The organism is Dactylosporangium sp. CA-139114 (genome assembly GCF_050955725.1).
In the GTDB taxonomy this organism is placed as follows: domain Bacteria; phylum Actinomycetota; class Actinomycetes; order Mycobacteriales; family Micromonosporaceae; genus Dactylosporangium.
The window spans coordinates 3,176,485-3,194,962 of the sequence record NZ_CP192080.1 but is presented as its reverse complement, the minus strand read 5'-3'; the positions used below and the strand labels follow the sequence as shown (position 1 = coordinate 3,194,962).

Genomic DNA, 18,478 nt, shown 5'->3' with positions numbered 1-18,478 from the left:
GGCGCCCCGTCAGCCGCGGCGATCTCCAACCAGGTCCCAGCCGATTCCCAACCCCGCGGCCATCGTGGGTCGGCACACGACGAAAGGGACTTCATGCGCACCATCTTTGTCACCGGCTCGGTCGACGGCATCGGCCGGCGAACCGCGGCCCAGCTCGTCGCCGAGGGTCATCGCGTGGTCCTGCACGCCCGCGACGAGGAGCGTGCGGCGGTCGCCAAGGCGGCGCTGCCGGAGGCGGCCGGGATCGCGGTGGGCGACCTGAGCTCGCTCGAGCAGACCAGGGCGCTGGCCGGGTCGCTGGCCGCGTTCGGACGCATCGACACCATCGTGCACAACGCCGGGATCGCCCGGCTGGACAGCCCGCGGCGGGAGCTGACCGCCGACGGGCTGGAGTCGACCTTCCAGGTCAACGTGCTAGCGCCGTACCTGCTGACGGCGCTGCTCGAGCCGCCGCAGCGGCTGCTGTTCGTGTCGTCGGCGATGGCCGCGGACGGCGTCGTCGACCTCGACGACCTGCAGGGCGAGCGGCGGCCGTGGAACGGGACCGAGGTGTACTGCACCTCGAAGCTGCTCGACCTGATGCTCGCCGCCGCCGTCGCCCGCCGCTGGCCCGGGACCCTGAGCAACGCGGTCGACCCCGGCTGGGTGCGGACCCGGATGGGCGGCGACGCGGCGCCGACGAGCCCGGACGACGCCGCCCGGGCCCAGGTGCGCCTGGCCGTCGGCACCGACCCCGACGTCCTGGTCAGCGGCCACTACTTCAGCGAGCGCGACTGGCGGCCGTCCGCGGCCGTCCTGGACCCGGCGCTGCTGGAGAGCCTGCTCGCCCGCTGCGCCGACCTCACCGGCGTCCCACTGCCCGAGGCGTCCGCCCCGCCCGCGCCTCCGGCACCGTGACCCCGGGCGAGATCACCCCGGCACCGAGCGCCGCGAGCGGCTGATCCCCGGGCAAGGAATCCCCGAACGCGGAATTTCCGAACGAGGAATCCCCGAGCGAGGGGTCCCCGAACGGTGGCTCGGCCCGCAGCCAGGCCATCGTCTGCTCCACCGAGCGGCCGCGTCCGCGCGCCTCGGCCGCCGCGAACCGGCCCGGCGGGCTGCCCGGCGGAATCTCCGCGAGGTAGCCCGCCAGCTCGGCGTCCATCGCCTCGGCCTGGTACCCCGCGCGATCGCCCAGCGACCGGACCGCCGCGCGCAGCTCCACCGCGTCCTCGGCCCGGCCCGCGCGGGCCATGAGGTGCGCGTGCATCGCCACGCTCACGAGCCACCCGGTCGTGTCCGCCCGGCGGTAGGCCTCCTCGAGCATCCGCCGGACCAGCGCCGCGGCCGGGACGGGCCGGTCCAGCGACAGCTCGATCTTGCTCATCAGCCACAGCACGGACACCGTCGCCCAGCCGTGACCGCACCGGTCGGCCTCGTGCAGCGCGGCGGCGAGCGTCGCCTTCGCCAGCGACGCGGGGCCGCACCGGCGCTGCGCCTCGCCGAGGCACATCAGCGCCTCCGCGGCCGTGGCCCGGTGCCCCACCGACCGGGCGAGGGCCAGCGCCTCGCTCGCGTGCCGCATCGCCATCGCCACGGTGCCGCCGCCGGCCTCGAAGTACGCGATCGTCGCGAGGACCTGCGCCCGAAGCCCCAGGTCCTCGGTGGCGGCACCGTGCCGCGCGGCGACCGCGAGTGCCTCCGCGACCCGGTCGAGCGCCCCGCTGACGTAGCGCAGCAGCGCGAGCCCCATGGCCGCGCGGGCGAGCGGCGCGTGCCCGTGCAGCCGCGGATCGGCCGCCCGCAGCGCGGGCTCCAGGTAGCGCAGGCCGTCGCCGGCGCGGCCCTGCCGGAACCAGAACCAGCAGAGCCCGCCGCCGATGCCCAGCACGGCCGCCGTGTCCCCGGCCGCGCTCGCCCGGCGCAGCGCCGCCCGCACGTTGTCGCCCTCGATGTGCAGCCGCCGCATCCACCGGGCGCTGGCGGGCCCGCGCAGCTCGTCGCCGGCGGCGTCCGCCAGCTCGCGAACCCAGGCGGTGTGCCGGCCCTCCAGCACCGCCCGGCGGCCGGCGGGCGTGCGGCGCAGCGCGTACTGGCGGACCGTCTCCAGCATCACGTAGCGCCGGTCGTCGCCGTCGGCCACGGCCGCCACGGTCACCAGGGACTTCTCCACCAGGCCGGCCAGGTCGGCCAGGGGGTCGGCGCGCCCGGTGACCGCCCCGGCCGCGGACAGCCCGAAGCCGCCCTCGAACACCGCCAGCGCCTGCAGCGACTCCCGCTCGGCGCCGTCGAGCAGGTCGTACCACGAGTCCATCAGGCCCAGCAGTGTGGTGTGCCGCGAGCCGGTGCGCGCCCCGGCCAGCAGCGCGAACCGGTCGTCGAGCCGGGCGAGGATCTGCCGCGGGGACAGCACGCGGCACTGCGCGGCGGCGAACTCGATGGCCAGCGGCATGCCGTCGAGGGCCGCGCAGAGGCGGGCGATCAGCCGCCGCTCGTCCGGGCCCGGCGACCATCCGCCGAGCACGGCGGCGGCCCGCGCGACGAACAGCGTGACCGCCTCGCCCCCGACGCCGCCGGACAAGGGCGGCACCTCGAACAGGTGCTCCCCGTCGACGCGCAGCGACTGGCGGCCGGTGGTCAGCACGCGCACGTCCGGGCACGCCCGCAGCAGCGCGCGGACGAGCGCCCCGACCGCGTCGGCCAGGTGCTCGCAGTTGTCCAGCACGATCAGCACCGTCCGCGTGCGCAGCGCCGCGACCAGGGTGTCGAGGCCGCCCGCGCCGCTGATCCCCAGCGCCGCGCAGAGCCGCCCGGCGAGCGCCGCGGGCTCGTGCAGGCCGGCCAGCTCGACGAACCACGGGCCGTCGGCGTCGCGGCGCGCGCCGGCCACCGCGAGCGCGAGCCTGGTCTTGCCCATGCCGCCCGCGCCGGTGAGGGTGACCAGGCGGTGCCGGCTCAGCATCTCGGACACCACCCGCCGTTCGGCGGCCCGGCCCACCAGCGCCGAGATCGCGTGCGGCAGGTTGCCCGGGCGCCCGGCGACCTCGGCGCGCCCGGCGGGCGGCGCCGGCGCGAGCGCCTGGTCCAGGATGTCGTGGTGCAGCGCGGCCAGCTCCGGCCCGGGCTCGACGCCGAGCTCGTCCATCAGGCGGGTGCGCGCGTCGCGCAGCGCCGCCAGCGCGTCCCCCTGGCGGCCGGCCCGGTACAGCGCCCGCGCCAGCAGCGCCCAGCCCCGCTCCCGCAGCGGGTGCTCGGCCAGGAACGCCCGCAGCTGGGCGGCGGCCGTCTCGTGCGCGCCCGACTCGATCAGCGCGGCCAGGCGGTGCTCCGCGGCCCCGGTGCGCAGCTCCTGCAGCCGCTGCGACTCCGCGAGCGCGAACGGGTGGTCGGCGCAGTCCGCGTACGCCGGCCCGCGCCAGAGGGCCAGCGCCTCGTCGAACCGGGCCAGCGCCGAGCGGGCGTCGCCGCCGGCCAGCAGGTCCCGGCCCCGGGTCACGGCCGCGGCGAACCGGTCGGCGTCGAGGGCGGCCGGGCCCAGCCGCAGCGCATACCCGGCCCCGTCGCGGACCAGCACCCGCCCGGGCTGCCGTGGCCGGTGGCCGGGTTCGAGGGCCCGGCGCAGGACGGACAGGTAGCCCTGCGCGGTGATCCGGGCGCTCGGCGGCGCTTCGTGCGGCCACAGGCAGTCGACCAGCGCGTCGATCGGCACGAACCGGCCGCCGGCGATGACCAGGCGGCACAGCAGCGTGCGCGGTGCCGGGCCCCCCGCGGCGACGGCCCGGCCGTCGTGGCGCACGACGGTCGGGCCGAGCACCCCGAGCGTCAGCTCCGCCCGGGCATCGGGTGCAGCGGCCATGGTCACCTCACGAGCGGGTCTGGATCTTTCCGAGCCCGCCAGGGTCGCCCATGCACCGGTCGCCTGTCAGCCGCATGTATGACACCTGTGCTTCCGGCCGCGGCCGTGAGCACAGGCACCCGGCGCGGCTCAGCAGGGCGGGAAGAACACCTGCCGGATGCCCGAGGTCACGGCCCCGGCTCCCGGCGGGCCGACCGCGTCCGGCTCGATGTCGAAGCGCAGGGCCGACTCGGCGGCGGACAGGGACCGGGCCACGGCCGCGCGGCCGGGGCCGCGGGCCGAACGAGGACTCCAGCCCCGTCCACGGCGCGGGGCGGTCACCGCGCCTGCTACGGTCGGATCGGAACGTCGTTCCGGGTAAGGGGAAGTACAGAACCATGCGTCGTGGGCTCATCGGGCTGCTGGCCGTGGCGTGCGGGCTCACCGCCGCCAATCTCTACTACGCGCAGCCGCTGCTGCCCGTCCTCGGCGACACCTTCGGTGTCGGCGACGTGACCGTCTCCACCATCGTCGTGGCCACCCAGGTCGCCTACGCGATCGGCCTGTTCTTCCTCGGCCCGCTCGGCGACCGGGTGCAGGTGCGCACGCTCGTGACCGTCCTGCTGCTGGTGGGCGCGGCCGGGCTGACCGGCGCCGCCGCCGCGCCCGGGTTCGGGGTGCTGCTGGCCGCGTCCGTGGTCGTCGGCGCGGTCTCGGTCGTCGCCCAGATCCTGGTGCCGTTCGCGGCCGGCCTGGCCACGGACGCCGACCGGGGCCGCGTCACGGGCACGGTGATGAGCGGCCTGCTGGCCGGCATCCTGCTGGCGCGGGCCTTCTCCGGCGTGGTGTCCGACGCCCTCGGCTGGCGCTGGGTCTACGCCCTGTCGGCCGCGTTCATGCTCGGCCTGGCGGTGGCGCTGCGCGCGATGCTGCCGGTGCGTGAGCCCTCGACGACGGCCGGGTACGGCCGCCTGCTGCGCAGCACCCTGGCCCTGCCGCTGCGCCACCCCACCCTCCGCCGCCGCGGCCTGTTCCAGGCGGCCCTGTTCGGCTCGTTCACCGCGTTCTGGACGACGATGGGCTTCCTGCTGACCCGCGCCCCGTACCACCTCTCCGAGCTGCACGTCGGGCTGTTCTCGCTGCTGGGCGCGGGCGGCGCGCTCATCGCCCCGGCGGCGGGCCGCTGGAGCGACCGCGGCTGGTCCCGCCGCAGCACGGTCGTGGGCCTGCTGGTGGCCGGCGTCGCGTTCGCCGCCGCCGGCGCGGTCACCGCGCTGCCGGGCCGCATCGCCGGCATCGTCGCGCTGGCGGTGGCCGCGCTGGTCATCGACGCGGCCGTGCAGACGCTGCTCATCACGAACCAGCAGGTGGTGTACCGGCTGGAGCCCGCGGCCCGCGCCCGCATCAACACCGTGTTCCTGGTGACGTTCTTCCTCGGCGGCGCGGCCGGCGCGCAGCTGAGCACCGTGGCCTGGCACCTGGGCGGATGGCCCGCGGTGGCCGGGTTCGGCGGGGCGCTGCCGCTGCTGGCGCTGGTCACGTACCTCGCGGGCGGCCTGCGCAAGGAGCGCGCGGAGGACGCGGCGCGGGCCGAGGCCCAGGTGCCGGTCGCCGCCTGAGGCCCGGTCCGTAGCGGTCCGTCGAGCCGGCGGTCACCGATGATGACGGGGGTCGCCGGGACCGATGCCGGGCCGTACGCTCGGCCGCATGGAGCAGGACGCCAACGGTACGGGCGGGCCGGTATCCGGGCGGGCCCGCGTTCCCGGCGGCCCGCCGGCGGGGCGCGCCGGTGTGCCGGTCGGCCGCGCCGCGGTGGGCGGCTCGCCCGCCGCCGGTGGCTCGCCCGCCGCCGGTGGCTCGCCCGCCGCCCGGGCCGGGGCACGGGCGAAGCGAAGACGCCGGCGCAACATCCTCATCGCCTCGGTCGCCGCGTTCATCCTGGTCGCCGGCATCGGCCTGGTCTCGGGCACCTACTACTTCGACAAGGTCGCGCTGCCGGAGGACATCGCGCTGGACGAGTCGACCACGATCTACTTCTCCGACGGCCAGACGCCGATGGGCAGCATCGGCGAGAACCGCACGGTCCTGGCGTTCAAGGACATCCCGACCGACATGCAGCACGCGGTGGTCGCGGCCGAGGACAACACGTTCTACACCAACGACGGCGTGGACTACCGGGGCGTCGTGCGAGCCGCCTGGAACAACCTCTCCGGGGGCGACCGGCAGGGCGCCTCGACGATCAGCCAGCAGTACGCCCGCCGCTGGGCCGATCTCGAGGGTGTCACCTACGCGCGAAAGCTCCGCGAGGCGGTCATCGCGCTGAAGCTCAACCAGCAGTACAGCAAGGACGAGATCATGACGATGTACCTCAACATCGTCTACTTCGGCCGCGGCGCCTACGGCGTCGAGGCCGCCGCCCAGGCCTACTTCGCCAAGCCCGCGAAGGACCTGAGGACGAACGAGGCCATGCTCCTGGCCGGGCTGATCAAGAACCCGGAGGGCACCAGCGGCAAGGGCTCACCGTTCGACCCCAACGTCGACAAGACGCAGTCGCAGAAGCGGTTCGAATACGTCCGCGACCAGATGATCGAGCTCAAGTTCGTGCCCCCGGCCGAGGCCGGCACCCGGATGCGGTTCCCGGACAACGTCATCACGCCGGCGCAGGCGCGGGAGCGGGCGGTCGCGCGGCAGAACCTCGGCAAGCCCGAGGGCCTGATCATCCACCACGTGCTCGGCGAGGTGGCGGCGCTGACCGACCCGCGCACCGGCCAGCCGCTCTACGAGGACACCGACGCCGAAGGCAAGAAGAACTTCGACAAGATCCGCAACGGCGGCCTGAAGATCGTGACCACGGTCGACAAGGACATCCAGCAGGTCGCGGTGAGCAAGGCCAGCCGCGCCAAGGGGTCCAACATGGAGAAGCAGCCGCCGAACCTGCAGGCCGCGCTCGTGGCGGTCGAGCCCGGCAACGGCGGCGTGAAGGCCTACTACGGCGGCGACGACGGCAACGGCTGCGACTACGCGAGCTACTACGTCGACCCGGTGCTCGGCACCGGCGCCCCGAGCTGCGGCGGCGGGCACCCGCCGGGCTCGACGTTCAAGGTCTACACCCTCGCGTCCGCGCTGATGGCCGGCTACTCCATCGACTCGATGTGGAACGGGGTGCCGCAGGACTTCCCCGGGCGCACGGCGGCCAAGCACAACCAGGTCAAGAACGCGACCGAGGGCGTCGAACCGGAGTGCAAGTCCGGCTCCGGCAAGTGGTGCACCCTGGAGGAGGTCACGGTCCAGTCGCTGAACGTGCCCTTCTACGCGATCACGCTGCAGCTCACGCCGGCCCGGGTGATCGACACGGCCCGCGCGGCCGGGATCCGCAACATGTGGGCGACGGTGCAGGGCCAGGACCAGCCGCAGCGCATCGACCTCGAGAAGCTCCGGGGGGCCGACGTGGCCCCGAAGTACTTCCAGGAGGAGGTGGGCTTCGGGCAGTACCCGATCACCGTCCTGGACCACGCGGGCGGCCTGGCGACCTTCGCGGCCCGCGGCACCGCCTTGCGGACCCACTTCCTCAAGGAGGTGTGGACCGGCGACCGCAAGACCTACGGCGAGGTCCTCAAGGGCACCCGAATCCCCGGCTTCTCCGAGCAGATGGCCGACGACATGGCCAAGGTGCTCACCGGCGTGCCGCAGCACTACGGGCTGAAGTCCCCGCACGGCTACCAGCTCGCCGCCAAGACCGGCACCTGGCAGCTGGGCAACACCACGTCGAACGCGCACGCGTGGATGGGCGGGTTCGTGCCCTACGACCCGGGCCGCAAGGCGCCGGGGCTGGCCGCCGCGGTCTGGGTCGGCAACAAGGACAAGGAGGTCGCCATCAAGGACCGCAACGGCAACAACATCATCGGCGGCAAGCTGCCCGGCCCGATCTGGGCCGACTTCATGGACACGGCCCTGACCAAGGTCAACATGCCCAAGATCAAGTTTCCGCGGGCGCCGATCACCGGCAACAAGGACGTCGGCACCGGGGTGTCGCCGCAGCCGAGCGTGCCCGGCTTCCCGGGCTGGCCCGGCCCCGGTGACCCGGGCCAGAACCCGACCCGGCCGGGCCCGACCCGACGCCGCTGACCCACCCGGCGCGGGCCCTACAGCTTCACCAGGTCCGCGAGCACGGCTCCGTCGCCGGGCAGGCGCGACGGGGCCGGGCTGTCGTAGACGACGAGCAGCCGCCGGTGCTCCGGCGGCCCCACGAGCGTGATGCCCTCGGCGTGGTCGTCGCCCTCGCCGTAGGGCAGGTCGAGCTCGCGCCGCACCGCGTCGCCGCGCACCACCTGCGGGGCGGCGGCGCGGGCGGCGTGGTGCCAGCGATACAGGCGCACCGGGCCGTCCAGGTCCATCGACGGGCCCGCGAGCAGCAGCAGGTCGTCGCCGTCCGGGCACATGTCGCGGATGCCGAGGCCGTCGAGGGCGAGCACGTGCTTGCGGTAGCGCCGGCCGTCCTCGAACGGACGAAGGCGCAGCCGCTGGGGGGCGTCGGGCCCGGCGTAGGGCCGCAGCTCCAGCACGACCGCCCAGCCGCGCAGCACGGGCCCGCGCAGGCCCAGGTACACCCGCTCGCCGCGCACCGCGATGCCCTCGATGTCCAGCCCGTTGTCCTTGCCGGGGATGGGCACGAACGGCGCGAGGTGCGGGTCGTCGCGCAGCAGGTTGCGCAGGTTGTCCTCGCCGCTGAGGATCGCCGCGTGCTGCCGGCCCGCCTCGGTGTCCACCCACGGCACCGGCTCGCCGCCGGCGATCGGCAGCCGCACCAGGATCTGCCGGTTGTCCTGCCCCTCGACCCGGGCGAGCCGCTTGAGCGGCTTGGCGCCGTCGTGGTGGGCCTTGATCTGCTTGCGGCGCAGGCTGTGCGAGCCGACGGCCCACAGGAACGGCCCCGAGCGCGCCAGGCCCTCGATGTCGGCCTCCTCGTCGGGGTCGGCGCCGGGCAGCGGCACGAGGTCGGCGAGGCGGTAGCTGGTCTCGTCGGTGTAGCGACCGGGCTCGAGCGGGTCGTCGGCCACGAGCCGCTCGATCGTGGCGGTCTCGTCACCGGCGACCCAGAGCATCCGCCCGTCGGCGCGCACGGCCGAGAGGTTGGTGTGCGTGGTCGCGGCGCGGGAGCGCTCGCCGAGGTACAACCGCACGGTGCGTTCGACTGTCACCCGCTCATCGTGACATCGCCGCGACATCGGGATGATCACGTAGGGCGGATCCCGGAGCGTAGGCAGGCCGTCCTCGTGCGGCACCGCCGCCGGCTCGCGGTCCGCCGGCGAGGCCGGGGCGGCCTGGGGCCGCGACCCGTCGCTCACCCTCGCATTCGCGGAATCGGGCAGCGAGGGTTCCGTCGGCGGGTGGGTCTCCGGTTCCATGGTCCCCATTCCCTCGACCAGGGAGGTTATGTGGGATACAGAAGGAAGCTCACCGGCGCCGCGGTGCTCACCGCGTCGCTGACGCTGACGGCGGCGGGCCTGATGTCGGCCCCCGCCAACGCCGAGGCCGGGGCCACGACCGAGTACACGGTCGTGGCCGCGGACAACGTCTCCACGGCCGACGCCACCGCCGCCATCGTCAAGGCCGGCGGCAAGGTGACCGGCGGCACCAGTGACGTGGGGATGTTCACGGTCGTCGCGCCGCAGAACGGCTTCGTCGAGAAGGCCGCGAACACGGCCGGGCTCGTCGGGGCGACGCGCAAGGCCGTGATCGGCCGGGCCCCGAAGAAGGAGCAGGCGGGCGACGTCGAGCGCGAGGCCCAGCAGGCGGCCGCGAAGCGGGGCGGCGGCAAGAAGCCGGCCACGGCCGGGATGGACCCGCTGGACGACAAGCTGTGGGGCCTCACGACCGTCAAGTCGGACAAGGCGCGCAAGGTCAACGCGGGCGACAAGCGCGTGACCGTCGGCATCCTCGACACCGGCGTGGACGCGTCCAACCCCGACATCGCCCCGAACTTCAACTGGGCGCTGTCGAAGAACTTCGCGAAGGACATGCCCGACATCGACGGCCCGTGCGAGGTCGCGAGCTGCCTCGACCCGGTCGGCACCGACGACGGCGGCCACGGCACGCACGTCGCCGGCACGATCGGCGCGGCGGCCAACGGCATCGGCGTCTCCGGTGTCGCGCCGAACGTGTCGCTGGTCGAGCTCAAGGGCGGCCAGGACTCCGGGTACTTCTTCCTGGAGCCGGTCGTCAACGCGCTCGTGCACGCGGCCAACAACGGCGTCGACGTGGTGAACATGTCGTTCTACGTCGACCCGTGGGCGTACAACTGCCTCGGCAACCCGGCCGACTCCCCGGCCGCGCAGGCGGAGCAGCGCACCGTCGTCAAGGCGATGTTCCGGGCCCTCACCTACGCGCACACCAAGGGCGTGACCCTGATCAGCGCGCTGGGCAACAACCACGAGGACAAGGGCAAGCCGCGCACGGACGTCTCCAGCCCGGACTACCCGGCGGACTCGGCCTACGACCGGCCGATCCAGAACAGCTCGTGCTGGGACCTGCCGACGGAGGGCCCCTTCGTCCTCAGCGTGTCCGCGCTCGGCCCGTCGCTGAACAAGGCCGACTACTCCGACTACGGGGTGGAGCGGACCGCCGTCTCGGCACCGGGCGGCTACTTCCGTGACGGCCTGGGCACCGACACCTACCGGACCCCGGGCAACGAGATCCTGTCCACGTACCCGAAGAAGGTCCTGCAGGAGGAGGGCTCGGTCGACGCGGACGGCAACGTCCTGCCCGAGTTCGCCGACTCCGTCTTCAAGGAGTGCACCGCGGCCGGGCAGTGCGGGTACTACACGTACCTGCAGGGCACCTCGATGGCCTCGCCGCACGCCGCCGGCGTCGCGGCGCTGATCGTCAGCGCGCACGGCACCAAGCAGGGCCGGGGCGGCTTCGGCCTGGAGCCCTGGAAGGTGGAGTACCTGCTGCTCAGCACGGCCTCGGAGCACGCGTGCCCCGAGCCGCGCACGGTGTCCTACGTCAACGTCGGCCGCTCGGCCGAGTTCGACGCGACCTGCGAGGGCAGCAAGCAGTTCAACGGTTTCTACGGCCACGGCATCGTCGACGCCTACGCCGCGGTCACCGCCCACGCCTGGTGGGAGCACCACTAAGCACTGGAGCCGGGGCCGTCTCCTCGCGGGGCGGCTCCGGCGCCCGGTACTCGCGCTCGAGGTCCTCCAGGGCCGCGCGCAGGGCCGCCAGCCGCTCCTCGATGCCCTTGTGCACCGGGGGCGGCGGCTGCTTCTCCGACTCGTGCGCCTCCTGCAGCGCGTTGAGGACCACGCCGACGAGCAGGTTGGTGAGCAGGTACGACGCGGTGATCATGTACGACAGGTAGTACAGGACGCCCCACTCGGTGACCTCGCGCCCGGCCCGCAGCGTGTCGGTGATGCCGTCGAGGGACAGCAGCAGGAACAGCGACAGCATGGCCTGCCCGACGGTGCCGTACTCCTGCGGGTACGCGGTGCCGAAGAGCATCCAGCCGATCATGGCGTAGCCGTAGAGCACGAGCAGCGTGATGAGCAGGAAGCTGCCCAGCCCCGGCAGGCTGCGGCGGATGCCGACGAGGATCACCCGCAGGCTCGGGAAGAGCCGGAACGCGCGCACGATCCGGGCCAGGCGCAGCAGCCGCAGCAGCGTCACGTTCTCGCGCACGCCCGGGACCAGCGGCGCGAGGATGATCGCGAGGTCGAACAGGTTCCACCCGTCGCGCGCGAAGCCCCGCACGTTCGCGGCGAAGCGGATCAGCAGCTCGAGCGAGAAGCAGCCGAGGAAGACGTACTCCAGCACGTGAAACGCCGGACCGGCCTCGTCGACGACGCCGTGGTACGTCTCCAGGCCCAGCGTGGCCGCATTGAGCACGATCACGGCGAACGACGCGGCGTTGAACCACGGCGCGGCGACGAGCCCGCGGCACACGGCCGCGACCCGCACCGCCGGACTGTTTTCCACGGGGCGGCAGCCTACACAGTGCCGGCGCCGCCCGGGTCCGTGCCCTCCGCCCGGCCGCAGTGCCCGGTCACGACACCGGCCGCCGCCTCAGCGCCGGGCGAGCAGCCGCCCGGCCGCGCCGGTCAGGACCAGGCCGAGGCCGGTCAGCAGCATGAGGCTCAGCGCGGCCCCGGTGACCGGCAGGGTGCCCGTCGCCGGGGCCGGTGTCGTCGCCGGTGGCGCGGCGGCCGCGGGCTGGACGGTCAGCGCCAGCTTCAGGGTGTGCGCGGTGCCGTCCGGGCCGGTGCCCAGGGCCACGAAGGCGTGCTCCCCCGCGGGCAGGTCCGCCGGCACCGTCACCGGGACCGAGAAGTCGCCGTTCGCGTCCGCGGTCACCGTGGTCAGGACCGTCGGGGTGGAGTACACCGTCACCGTCACGGTCGAGTGGGGGGCGAAGCCGCGCCCCGTGACGACGATGCGCTTGCCGGGCGCGACGGTGCCGGTCGGGCCCAGGTCCGTCGCCAGCGTCAGCGGGGTGTCGGGCACGGTCGCGGGCGGGGTGGGGGTCGTCGGCGCGACCGCCGCCGAGGGCGGGCTCGCGGCCGAGTCGCCGCCGTGCACGCCCTTGGCCACGACCGTGACGGTGTACGACCGGCCGCCCTCGGCCCCGAGCACGCAGCTGGTGTCCGTGGCGCTGCGCGTCTCGCACGTGGCCGGGCCCGGCGTCGCGGTCGCGATGTAGCCGGCGATGCCCGAGCCGGGGGTGCCCGCCGTCCACGAGACGGTGATCGAGGCGACGCCCGCCACCGCGGTCACGGCCGCCGGGGCGCCCGGGGCCACGCCCGGGGTCGTCGTCGCCGGGGCGCTGGGCGCGGAGTCGCCGGCCGGGGAGTGCGCGACCACGGTGATCGTGTACTGGGTGCCGTTGGTGAGGCCGGTGATCGAGCACGTGTCCGCCGCCGCGTCGCAGCTCGCGCCGCCGGGCTGGGCGGTGGCCGTGTAGCCCGTGATGCCCGCGGCCGAGGCCGGCGGGCTCCACGTGACCACGGTCCCGCGGTCGGCCGGGGCCGCGCCGCGGATCGCCGGCGGCGTCGCGGCGGCCAGGGCCGTGACCGGGCTCGACGCTGCGGACAGGGCGCCCTCGACGCCGCCGCGAAGGGCGGAGACCGAGAAGGTGTACTGCACGCCGGCGCTCAGCCCCGGGACCGTGCACGGCGACGCGGCACAGTCCACCGTGGACCCGCCGAAGACGTGCACCCGGTAGCCGTCGACGGCCCCGCCCGGCCCGGTCCAGGTCACCGAGACGGTGCCCGAGCCGTTGACGGTGACCGGGCCGATCGCCGGGGCGCCCGGCGCCGCCAGGGCGACGGTCGCGGCGGAGGCCGCGGACGCGACGCCGTCGCCGGCCTGGTTGCGGGCGGTGACCCGGAAGCGGTACGACGACCCCGCGCTCAGGCCCGAGACGGCGCACGACGGCCCGGCCGGGGCGGCGCAGTCCCCGGTGGACACCGCCGCGAACGCGCCGCCGTCCTCGGACATCTCGACGCCGTAGCCGGTCACCGGCGGCGCGGGCGCGGTCCACGTCAGGTGCAGGGCCCGGTCGCCGCTCACCGTCGCGACCGGCGTGCCCGGGGCGCCCGGCACGGCGACGGCGACCACGGCCGCCGACGGCGCGGAGGCGGCCCCGAATCCGGCGTCGTTGCCGCCGGTCACCCGGAAGCGGTAGGAGGTGCCCGCGGTCAGCCCCGACATCGAGCACGCCGCGGTGACGGGCGCGGCGCAGTCCCCGGTGGACACCGTGCTGTAGGCGCCGCCGCCGGCCGAGACCTCGACCCGGTAGGCGGTGACCGGTGCCGCGGGCGCGCTCCACGTCAGGTCCAGCACCGCGTCGCCGCCCACGACCGCGGCCGGCGGCCCGGGGGCCGCGGGCGGGTCGAGCGCGGTGACCGCGGACGACGGCGCCGACCGGGCGCCCTCGACCCCCGCGCGCAGCGCCGAGACGGTGAACGTGTACTGGGCGCCCGCGCTCAGCCCGGAGACGGCGCACGGGGAGGCGTCGCAGTCCACTGTGGACCCGCCGGACGCGTGCACGCGGTACGAGTCGGCGCCGCCGGGCGGGGCGGTCCACGCCACCGACACCGTGCCCGGACCCGTGACCGTCGCGGTGCCGATGGCGGGCGCGTCCGGCGCGGCCACGGCGGTGAGCGCGGCCGACGGCGCCGACGCCGCGCCGAATCCGGCCGCGTTGCCGGCCGAGACCCGGAACCGGTAGGAGCCGCCGCCGGTGAGGCCGGAGACCGTGCACGACGTCGTCGCGGGGGCGGCGCAGTCCCCGGTGGACACCGCCGCGAACGCGCCGCCGTCCGCGGACGTCTCGACGCGGTAGCCGGTGACGGGCGGGGCGGGGGCGGTCCACGTCAGGCTCATCGAGCGGTCCCCGGCCACGGCCGCGGCGGGCGGCCCGGGCGCGGCCGGCACGTCGAGCGCGGTCACCGGGTCCGACGCGGAGGACCGGGGTCCCTCGATCCCGGCGGCGAAGGCGGAGACGGTGAAGGTGAAGGGCGAGCCGGGCGTGAGCCCCGAGACGGCGCACGGCGACGCGGGGCAGTCCACGGTGGAGCCGTCGGAGGCGTACACCCGGTAGGAGTCGGCGCCGCCGGGCGGGGCGGTCCACGCCACCGAGACGACGCCCGGGCCGGTGACCGCCCCGCCCACCGCGGTCGGGGCGGCCGGCGGCGTGCGGACCGCGACCGCGCCGGACTGCGCCTGGCCGTCCACGGTGGCCTGCACCGAGCCGGCGCCGGTGGCCGTGCCGGTGAACGTGGCCGTGGCGGTGCCCGTGCCGGGCTGGATGGCGCCCTGCTGGGCCGAGAGCGTCCCGCCCGTCGCGGACCAGCTCACCGCGGCCCCGGTGAGCGCGCCGAGCTGGCCGGCGGGCACGCTCGCGGCCGCCGAGTCGGTGAGGAAGCCCGCCGTCGCCGTCGCCGTGGCGCCGGTGAGGATCGACGCCGGCACCACCGCGACGCCCAGCTGCAGCACGGGTGTCGCGCTCAGCGTGCCCGCCGCGCTGACCACGGCGTCGCAGCCCGCGCCGCCGCCGGCCCCGGCGTTGCAGCCCCACCAGTCGCGCGTCGCGGTGAGCGTGCCGCCCGCGTGGTACAGGCCGGGCGTGTTGCCCGTGATCCGGCTGTAGGTGACGCTCGCGCTGCCGGCCACGTACAGCGCGCCGCCGAGGCCCTGGGCGCCGCCGGTGCCGGAGGCGGTGTTGGCGGTGAAGACGGTGCGGGTGAACGCCGGGGCGCCCGACTGGACGTAGACCGCTCCCCCGCGGGCGTCGGCGCCGCTGCCGCTGCCGGTGGCGGTGTTGGCGTCGAACGTCGTGTCGGTGACCGTCATCGAGCCGCCCGCGACGTCGGCGCGCAGGGCCAGCGCGGCGCCGCCGCTGGGGGTCGCGCCCGGGCCGGACCCGCTGATGTTCGCCATCGTGTTGGCGCGGAAGGTGCTGCCGTCGATCGTGAGGGAGTCGGTGGCGTGCTGGGCGGAGAAGTACACGCCGCCGCCCGGGCTGCTGCCGGAGCTGTTGGCGCTGAACGTGCAGTTGGACACCGAGAGGCTGCCGCCGGCCATGGCGACGCCGCCGCCGGGCGCGTTCGTGCGGCTCGCCGAGGCGTCGTTGACGTTGCCGGTGACGCGGCAGTCGGAGAGGGTCAGCGAGTCGGGGGTGGCCGCGGCCGGCGCGCCCGCGAGGATGCCGCCGCCGCCCACGCCGTCGGCCCCCCGGCCGTTGCTGATCGTGAGGCCGGACAGCGTGACGTCGACGGCGCCGGCCTCGGTCGGGTCGAGGTCGAACACGCGGTCGGCCCCGCCGCCGTCCACGACGGTCGATCCGGGGCCGGCGCCGGTCACGGTCAGGTGCACCGGGCCGGCGCCGCCGGCGACGACGAGGGCGCCGAGGCTCAGGGCATAGGTGCCGGCGGGGACGGCGACGGTGCCCGTGCCGGCGTTGCGGGCCCGGCAGACCGCCTCGCGCAGCGAGAGCCGGCCGTCGGCGCCGGTGCCGGTCGTGATCGCCGGATTCGCGCAGGCGCCGAGGTCGTCGGCGTCCTGCGTGGTCGTCACGTCGTGCGTGGCGGCGTAGGCCGGACGGGCGAACGCGATGCCGGCGACGGCGGCGAGCAGGACCGCGACACCGGCCCGGCTCAGCTGCTCCACCCTGGTCCTCATGGTCAAGAATCTAGCCGATTCGACCACTTTCGGTGTTAGTCTGCGCACGCCGAGTAGTTGGATTGCTGTGGGGGTGTGCGATGGTGTCCCGCCGAGAGGCGCTCATGGCCGGGGCCGGTGCGGTCGCCGGGGCCGGTGCGGTCGCCGGGATCGCCCTCGTGGCCCGGGCGACGCTGCCGCCGCTGAGCCGGTCCCGGTTCGCGCCGCTGGCCGGGGCCGCGTTCGAGCTCGAGGCGCTCGACGGCTCGGGCGCGCGGCACGCCGTGACGCTCGCGAGCGTGCCCGGCACCGAGCGGTCCTTCGCGCTGCGCTTCGCCACGAGTGCCGCCGTGGGCGACGGGCTGTATCGGGTACACCATCCGGACCTGGCGCCCGTGGACCTCTTCGTCGCGCCCGTCGGCCCCGGCCCGGGCCTGCTCGAGGCGGTCGTGAACCGCGAGGCGGCATGATCCGGGTCCGCCCGGCCACCGACGCCGACGACGCCTTCCTGCGGGCGGTCCACGCGGCGAGCCGGGGCGAGGAGGTCGCGGGGTTCGGCTGGGACCCGGGGCAGGCGGCCGCGTTCCTGGCCATGCAGTTCGACGCGCAGCGCCGGCACTTCCGCTCGGCCTGGCCGCGGGCCGTCGACGGCGTCGTCGAGGCCGCCGGGGAGCCCGTCGGGCGGCTGTACGTCGACCGGGGCCCGGCGGCGTTCACCGTGCTCGACGTCGCGCTGCTGGCCGGCGCGCGGGGCACCGGCATCGGCACGGCGCTGCTGCGCGGGCTGCAGGCCGAGGCGGCCGCGCTCGGCCGGGCGATCGAGCTGCGGGTGGTCTCCGGCAACCCGGCCCGGCGGCTGTACGAGCGGCTCGGCTTCCGCCCTGACGCCCGCGGCGCCGGCGACGGGCCGCGACTCGCGCTGCGGTGGGCCGCATGAGCGACATGTTCCTGGGCGAGATCCGCATGTTCGCGGGCAGCTACGCCCCCAGCGGCTGGATGGAGTGCGCCGGGCAGCTGCTCGCCATCGCCGACTACGACCTGCTGTTCAACCTCATCGGGACCACCTTCGGCGGCGACGGGCAGAGCACGTTCGCGCTGCCCGACCTGCGCGGCCGCGCCCCGATCCACCAGGGCACCGGGCCGGGGCTCAGCCCGCGTTTCCCCGGCCAGGCCGGCGGGGCGGAGGCGGTCACGCTCACCGTCGCCAACCTGCCCGCGCACGGCCACCAGCCGGTCGCGGCCTCCGCGAGCGGCACCACCGACAGCCCCGCGGGCGCGGTCTGGGCCACCATGCCGGACACGCCCTACGCGGCCGCCCCGGCGAGCCGGGTGCCGATGCACGGCGCCGCGCTCACGACCGCCGGCGGCGGGCAGCCGCACGAGAACCGCGCGCCGTACCTGACGATCCGGTACATCATCGCGCTGGACGGCATCTACCCGTCACCGACCTAGGAGCGCCGCATGACCGAGCAGTTCCTCGGCGAGATCCGCCTCTGCTCCTTCCCCTTCGCGCCGACGAACTGGGCGCTGTGCGACGGCCGGCTGCTGACGATCGCGCAGAACGAGGCGCTGTTCTCGCTGCTGGGCACCGCCTACGGCGGCAACGGCACGAGCACCTTCGCCCTGCCGGACCTGCGCGGCCGCCGGGCCGTGCACACCGGGCAGTCCTTCACGCTCGGCTCGGCCGGCGGCGTGGAGACGGTCACGCTGACGCCGGCGCAGATGCCGGTGCACGCGCACGTACCGCAGGCCGCCGCGACGGGCACCAGCAACGCGCCCACGAGCAACGTGTGGGCGCCGCTGCCGGACGGCTACGCGCCGGTCGCGGACTCGGCCCTGGACAGCGCGTGCGTGGCGCCGGCCGGTGGCGGCTCGGCCCACGAGAACATGCCGCCCTTCCTGACCCTGAACTTCGTGATCGCGCTGACGGGCATCTTCCCGTCCCGGCCCTGAGGCTGCGTTTCGATGTCGGACCCTTTCCTCGGCGAGATCCGCATGTGGGCGGGCAGCTACGCGCCGGTCGGCTGGGCGCTGTGCAACGGCCAGCTCGTGCCGATCTCCCAGAATCCCGCGCTGTTCTCGCTGCTCGGCGTCGCCTACGGCGGCAACGGCACGACGACGTTCGCGCTGCCGGACCTGCAGGGCGCGACGCCGGTCTCGCTCGGCGAGGGCCCGGGCCTGTCCCGGTACGACCTGGGCCAGCGCGGCGGCGCCACCACCGTGACCCTGGCCGTGAGCGAGATGCCCCAGCACACCCACGCGGCCCGGGCCGCGGCGGTGCGCGGGGACCGCAACAGCCCGGCCGGGGCGACCTGGGCGCAGGCGTACCTGGGCCGCGTGCTGGACCACGGCTACGCGACGGCCCCGGACGGCACGGCGATGGCGGCGGGGGCGCTGACGCCCGCGGGCGGCGGGCAGCCGCACGAGAACCTGCCGCCGTACCTCACCCTGACGTTCATCATCGCGCTGCAGGGCATCTTCCCGCCGCGCCCATGAGCGAGCGGC

At 75.5% G+C, this 18,478-nt stretch carries 14 protein-coding genes; 9 read left to right on the top strand and 5 right to left on the bottom strand.

Going from position 1 to position 18,478, the window contains the following annotated elements; translation table 11 throughout:
- The first annotated feature begins 93 nt into the window (after positions 1-93).
- Entirely contained in the window at positions 94-897 is an 804-nt protein-coding gene (locus ACQP2P_RS14510) for an SDR family NAD(P)-dependent oxidoreductase (RefSeq protein WP_433616380.1), read from the top strand.
- Here ACQP2P_RS14510 and ACQP2P_RS14505 read toward each other — a convergent pair.
- Positions 842-3,835, bottom strand: a complete 2,994-nt coding sequence (locus ACQP2P_RS14505; protein WP_433616379.1) for an ATP-binding protein — start codon at positions 3,833-3,835, stop codon at positions 842-844. The two genes, ACQP2P_RS14510 and ACQP2P_RS14505, sit on opposite strands and share 56 nt — an antisense overlap.
- 129 nt (positions 3,836-3,964) lie before the next feature.
- Positions 3,965-4,156: a hypothetical protein gene (locus ACQP2P_RS14500; RefSeq protein ID WP_433616378.1), complete on the bottom strand. Its 192-nt coding sequence runs from the start codon at positions 4,154-4,156 to the stop codon at positions 3,965-3,967.
- A 56-nt stretch (positions 4,157-4,212) separates the two neighbouring features.
- Between ACQP2P_RS14500 and ACQP2P_RS14495 the strand changes: the two genes are divergently transcribed.
- Together ACQP2P_RS14495 and ACQP2P_RS14490 are read left to right on the top strand one after the other, a co-directional pair.
- Positions 4,213-5,433 carry an MFS transporter gene (locus ACQP2P_RS14495; protein WP_433616376.1) on the top strand — a complete coding sequence of 407 codons (1,221 nt, stop codon included), beginning with the start codon at positions 4,213-4,215 and terminating at the stop codon, positions 5,431-5,433.
- 88 nt (positions 5,434-5,521) lie between these two features.
- Positions 5,522-7,939 (top strand): transglycosylase domain-containing protein, encoded by a 2,418-nt coding sequence (locus ACQP2P_RS14490; protein ID WP_433616375.1) that lies wholly within the window; start codon positions 5,522-5,524, stop codon positions 7,937-7,939.
- 17 nt (positions 7,940-7,956) lie between these two features.
- Here ACQP2P_RS14490 and ACQP2P_RS14485 read toward each other — a convergent pair whose 3' ends face one another.
- Positions 7,957-9,012, bottom strand: a complete 1,056-nt coding sequence (locus ACQP2P_RS14485; RefSeq protein ID WP_433616373.1) for a DUF3616 domain-containing protein — start codon at positions 9,010-9,012, stop codon at positions 7,957-7,959.
- Between the two features lie 237 nt (positions 9,013-9,249).
- Here ACQP2P_RS14485 and ACQP2P_RS14480 point away from each other — a divergent pair, with 237 nt between their 5' ends.
- Complete coding sequence (locus tag ACQP2P_RS14480; RefSeq protein WP_433616371.1) at positions 9,250-10,950, top strand: S8 family serine peptidase; 1,701 nt, start codon at positions 9,250-9,252, stop codon at positions 10,948-10,950.
- Here the strand turns inward: ACQP2P_RS14480 and ACQP2P_RS14475 are convergent.
- Both ACQP2P_RS14475 and ACQP2P_RS14470 read right to left on the bottom strand, forming a co-directional pair.
- The gene (locus ACQP2P_RS14475) at positions 10,919-11,791 is read right to left on the bottom strand and encodes an ion transporter (protein WP_433616370.1); all 873 of its coding nucleotides are present in this window, start codon (positions 11,789-11,791) and stop codon (positions 10,919-10,921) included. The genes ACQP2P_RS14480 and ACQP2P_RS14475 overlap by 32 nt on opposite strands.
- A gap of 87 nt (positions 11,792-11,878) precedes the next feature.
- A complete protein-coding gene (locus ACQP2P_RS14470; protein WP_433616368.1) occupies positions 11,879-15,994 on the bottom strand; it encodes a fibronectin type III domain-containing protein in 4,116 nt (1,371 codons plus the stop codon).
- An 80-nt stretch (positions 15,995-16,074) separates the two neighbouring features.
- Between ACQP2P_RS14470 and ACQP2P_RS14465 the strand changes: the two genes are divergently transcribed.
- The 5 genes from ACQP2P_RS14465 to ACQP2P_RS14445 are packed head-to-tail and all read left to right on the top strand — an operon-like array spanning position 16,075 to position 18,469.
- Positions 16,075-16,443, top strand: a complete 369-nt coding sequence (locus tag ACQP2P_RS14465) for a DUF6916 family protein (protein ID WP_433616367.1) — start codon at positions 16,075-16,077, stop codon at positions 16,441-16,443.
- A complete protein-coding gene (locus ACQP2P_RS14460; RefSeq protein WP_433616365.1) occupies positions 16,440-16,910 on the top strand; it encodes an N-acetyltransferase family protein in 471 nt (156 codons plus the stop codon). Before ACQP2P_RS14465 ends, ACQP2P_RS14460 begins: the two co-directional genes overlap by 4 nt.
- Entirely contained in the window at positions 16,907-17,425 is a 519-nt protein-coding gene (locus ACQP2P_RS14455) for a phage tail protein (RefSeq protein WP_433616363.1), read from the top strand. Before ACQP2P_RS14460 ends, ACQP2P_RS14455 begins: the two co-directional genes overlap by 4 nt.
- A gap of 9 nt (positions 17,426-17,434) precedes the next feature.
- A complete protein-coding gene (locus ACQP2P_RS14450; RefSeq protein WP_433616361.1) occupies positions 17,435-17,926 on the top strand; it encodes a phage tail protein in 492 nt (163 codons plus the stop codon).
- A 12-nt stretch (positions 17,927-17,938) separates the two neighbouring features.
- Positions 17,939-18,469 (top strand): phage tail protein, encoded by a 531-nt coding sequence (locus ACQP2P_RS14445; protein ID WP_433616360.1) that lies wholly within the window; start codon positions 17,939-17,941, stop codon positions 18,467-18,469.
- The last annotated feature ends 9 nt before the right edge of the window (positions 18,470-18,478 follow it).

Excerpts from the sequence above, each read along its gene's own strand:
- ACQP2P_RS14510 (WP_433616380.1), top strand. The coding sequence starts at position 94 with ATGCGCACCATCTTTGTCACCGGCTCGGTCGACGGCATCGGCCGGCGA.
- ACQP2P_RS14505 (WP_433616379.1), bottom strand. The coding sequence starts at position 3,835 with ATGGCCGCTGCACCCGATGCCCGGGCGGAGCTGACGCTCGGGGTGCTC.
- ACQP2P_RS14495 (WP_433616376.1), top strand. The coding sequence starts at position 4,213 with ATGCGTCGTGGGCTCATCGGGCTGCTGGCCGTGGCGTGCGGGCTCACC.
- ACQP2P_RS14490 (WP_433616375.1), top strand. The coding sequence starts at position 5,522 with ATGGAGCAGGACGCCAACGGTACGGGCGGGCCGGTATCCGGGCGGGCC.
- ACQP2P_RS14470 (WP_433616368.1), bottom strand. The coding sequence starts at position 15,994 with ATGAGGACCAGGGTGGAGCAGCTGAGCCGGGCCGGTGTCGCGGTCCTG.
- ACQP2P_RS14465 (WP_433616367.1), top strand. The coding sequence starts at position 16,075 with ATGGTGTCCCGCCGAGAGGCGCTCATGGCCGGGGCCGGTGCGGTCGCC.
- ACQP2P_RS14460 (WP_433616365.1), top strand. The coding sequence starts at position 16,440 with ATGATCCGGGTCCGCCCGGCCACCGACGCCGACGACGCCTTCCTGCGG.
- ACQP2P_RS14455 (WP_433616363.1), top strand. The coding sequence starts at position 16,907 with ATGAGCGACATGTTCCTGGGCGAGATCCGCATGTTCGCGGGCAGCTAC.
- ACQP2P_RS14450 (WP_433616361.1), top strand. The coding sequence starts at position 17,435 with ATGACCGAGCAGTTCCTCGGCGAGATCCGCCTCTGCTCCTTCCCCTTC.
- ACQP2P_RS14445 (WP_433616360.1), top strand. The coding sequence starts at position 17,939 with ATGTCGGACCCTTTCCTCGGCGAGATCCGCATGTGGGCGGGCAGCTAC.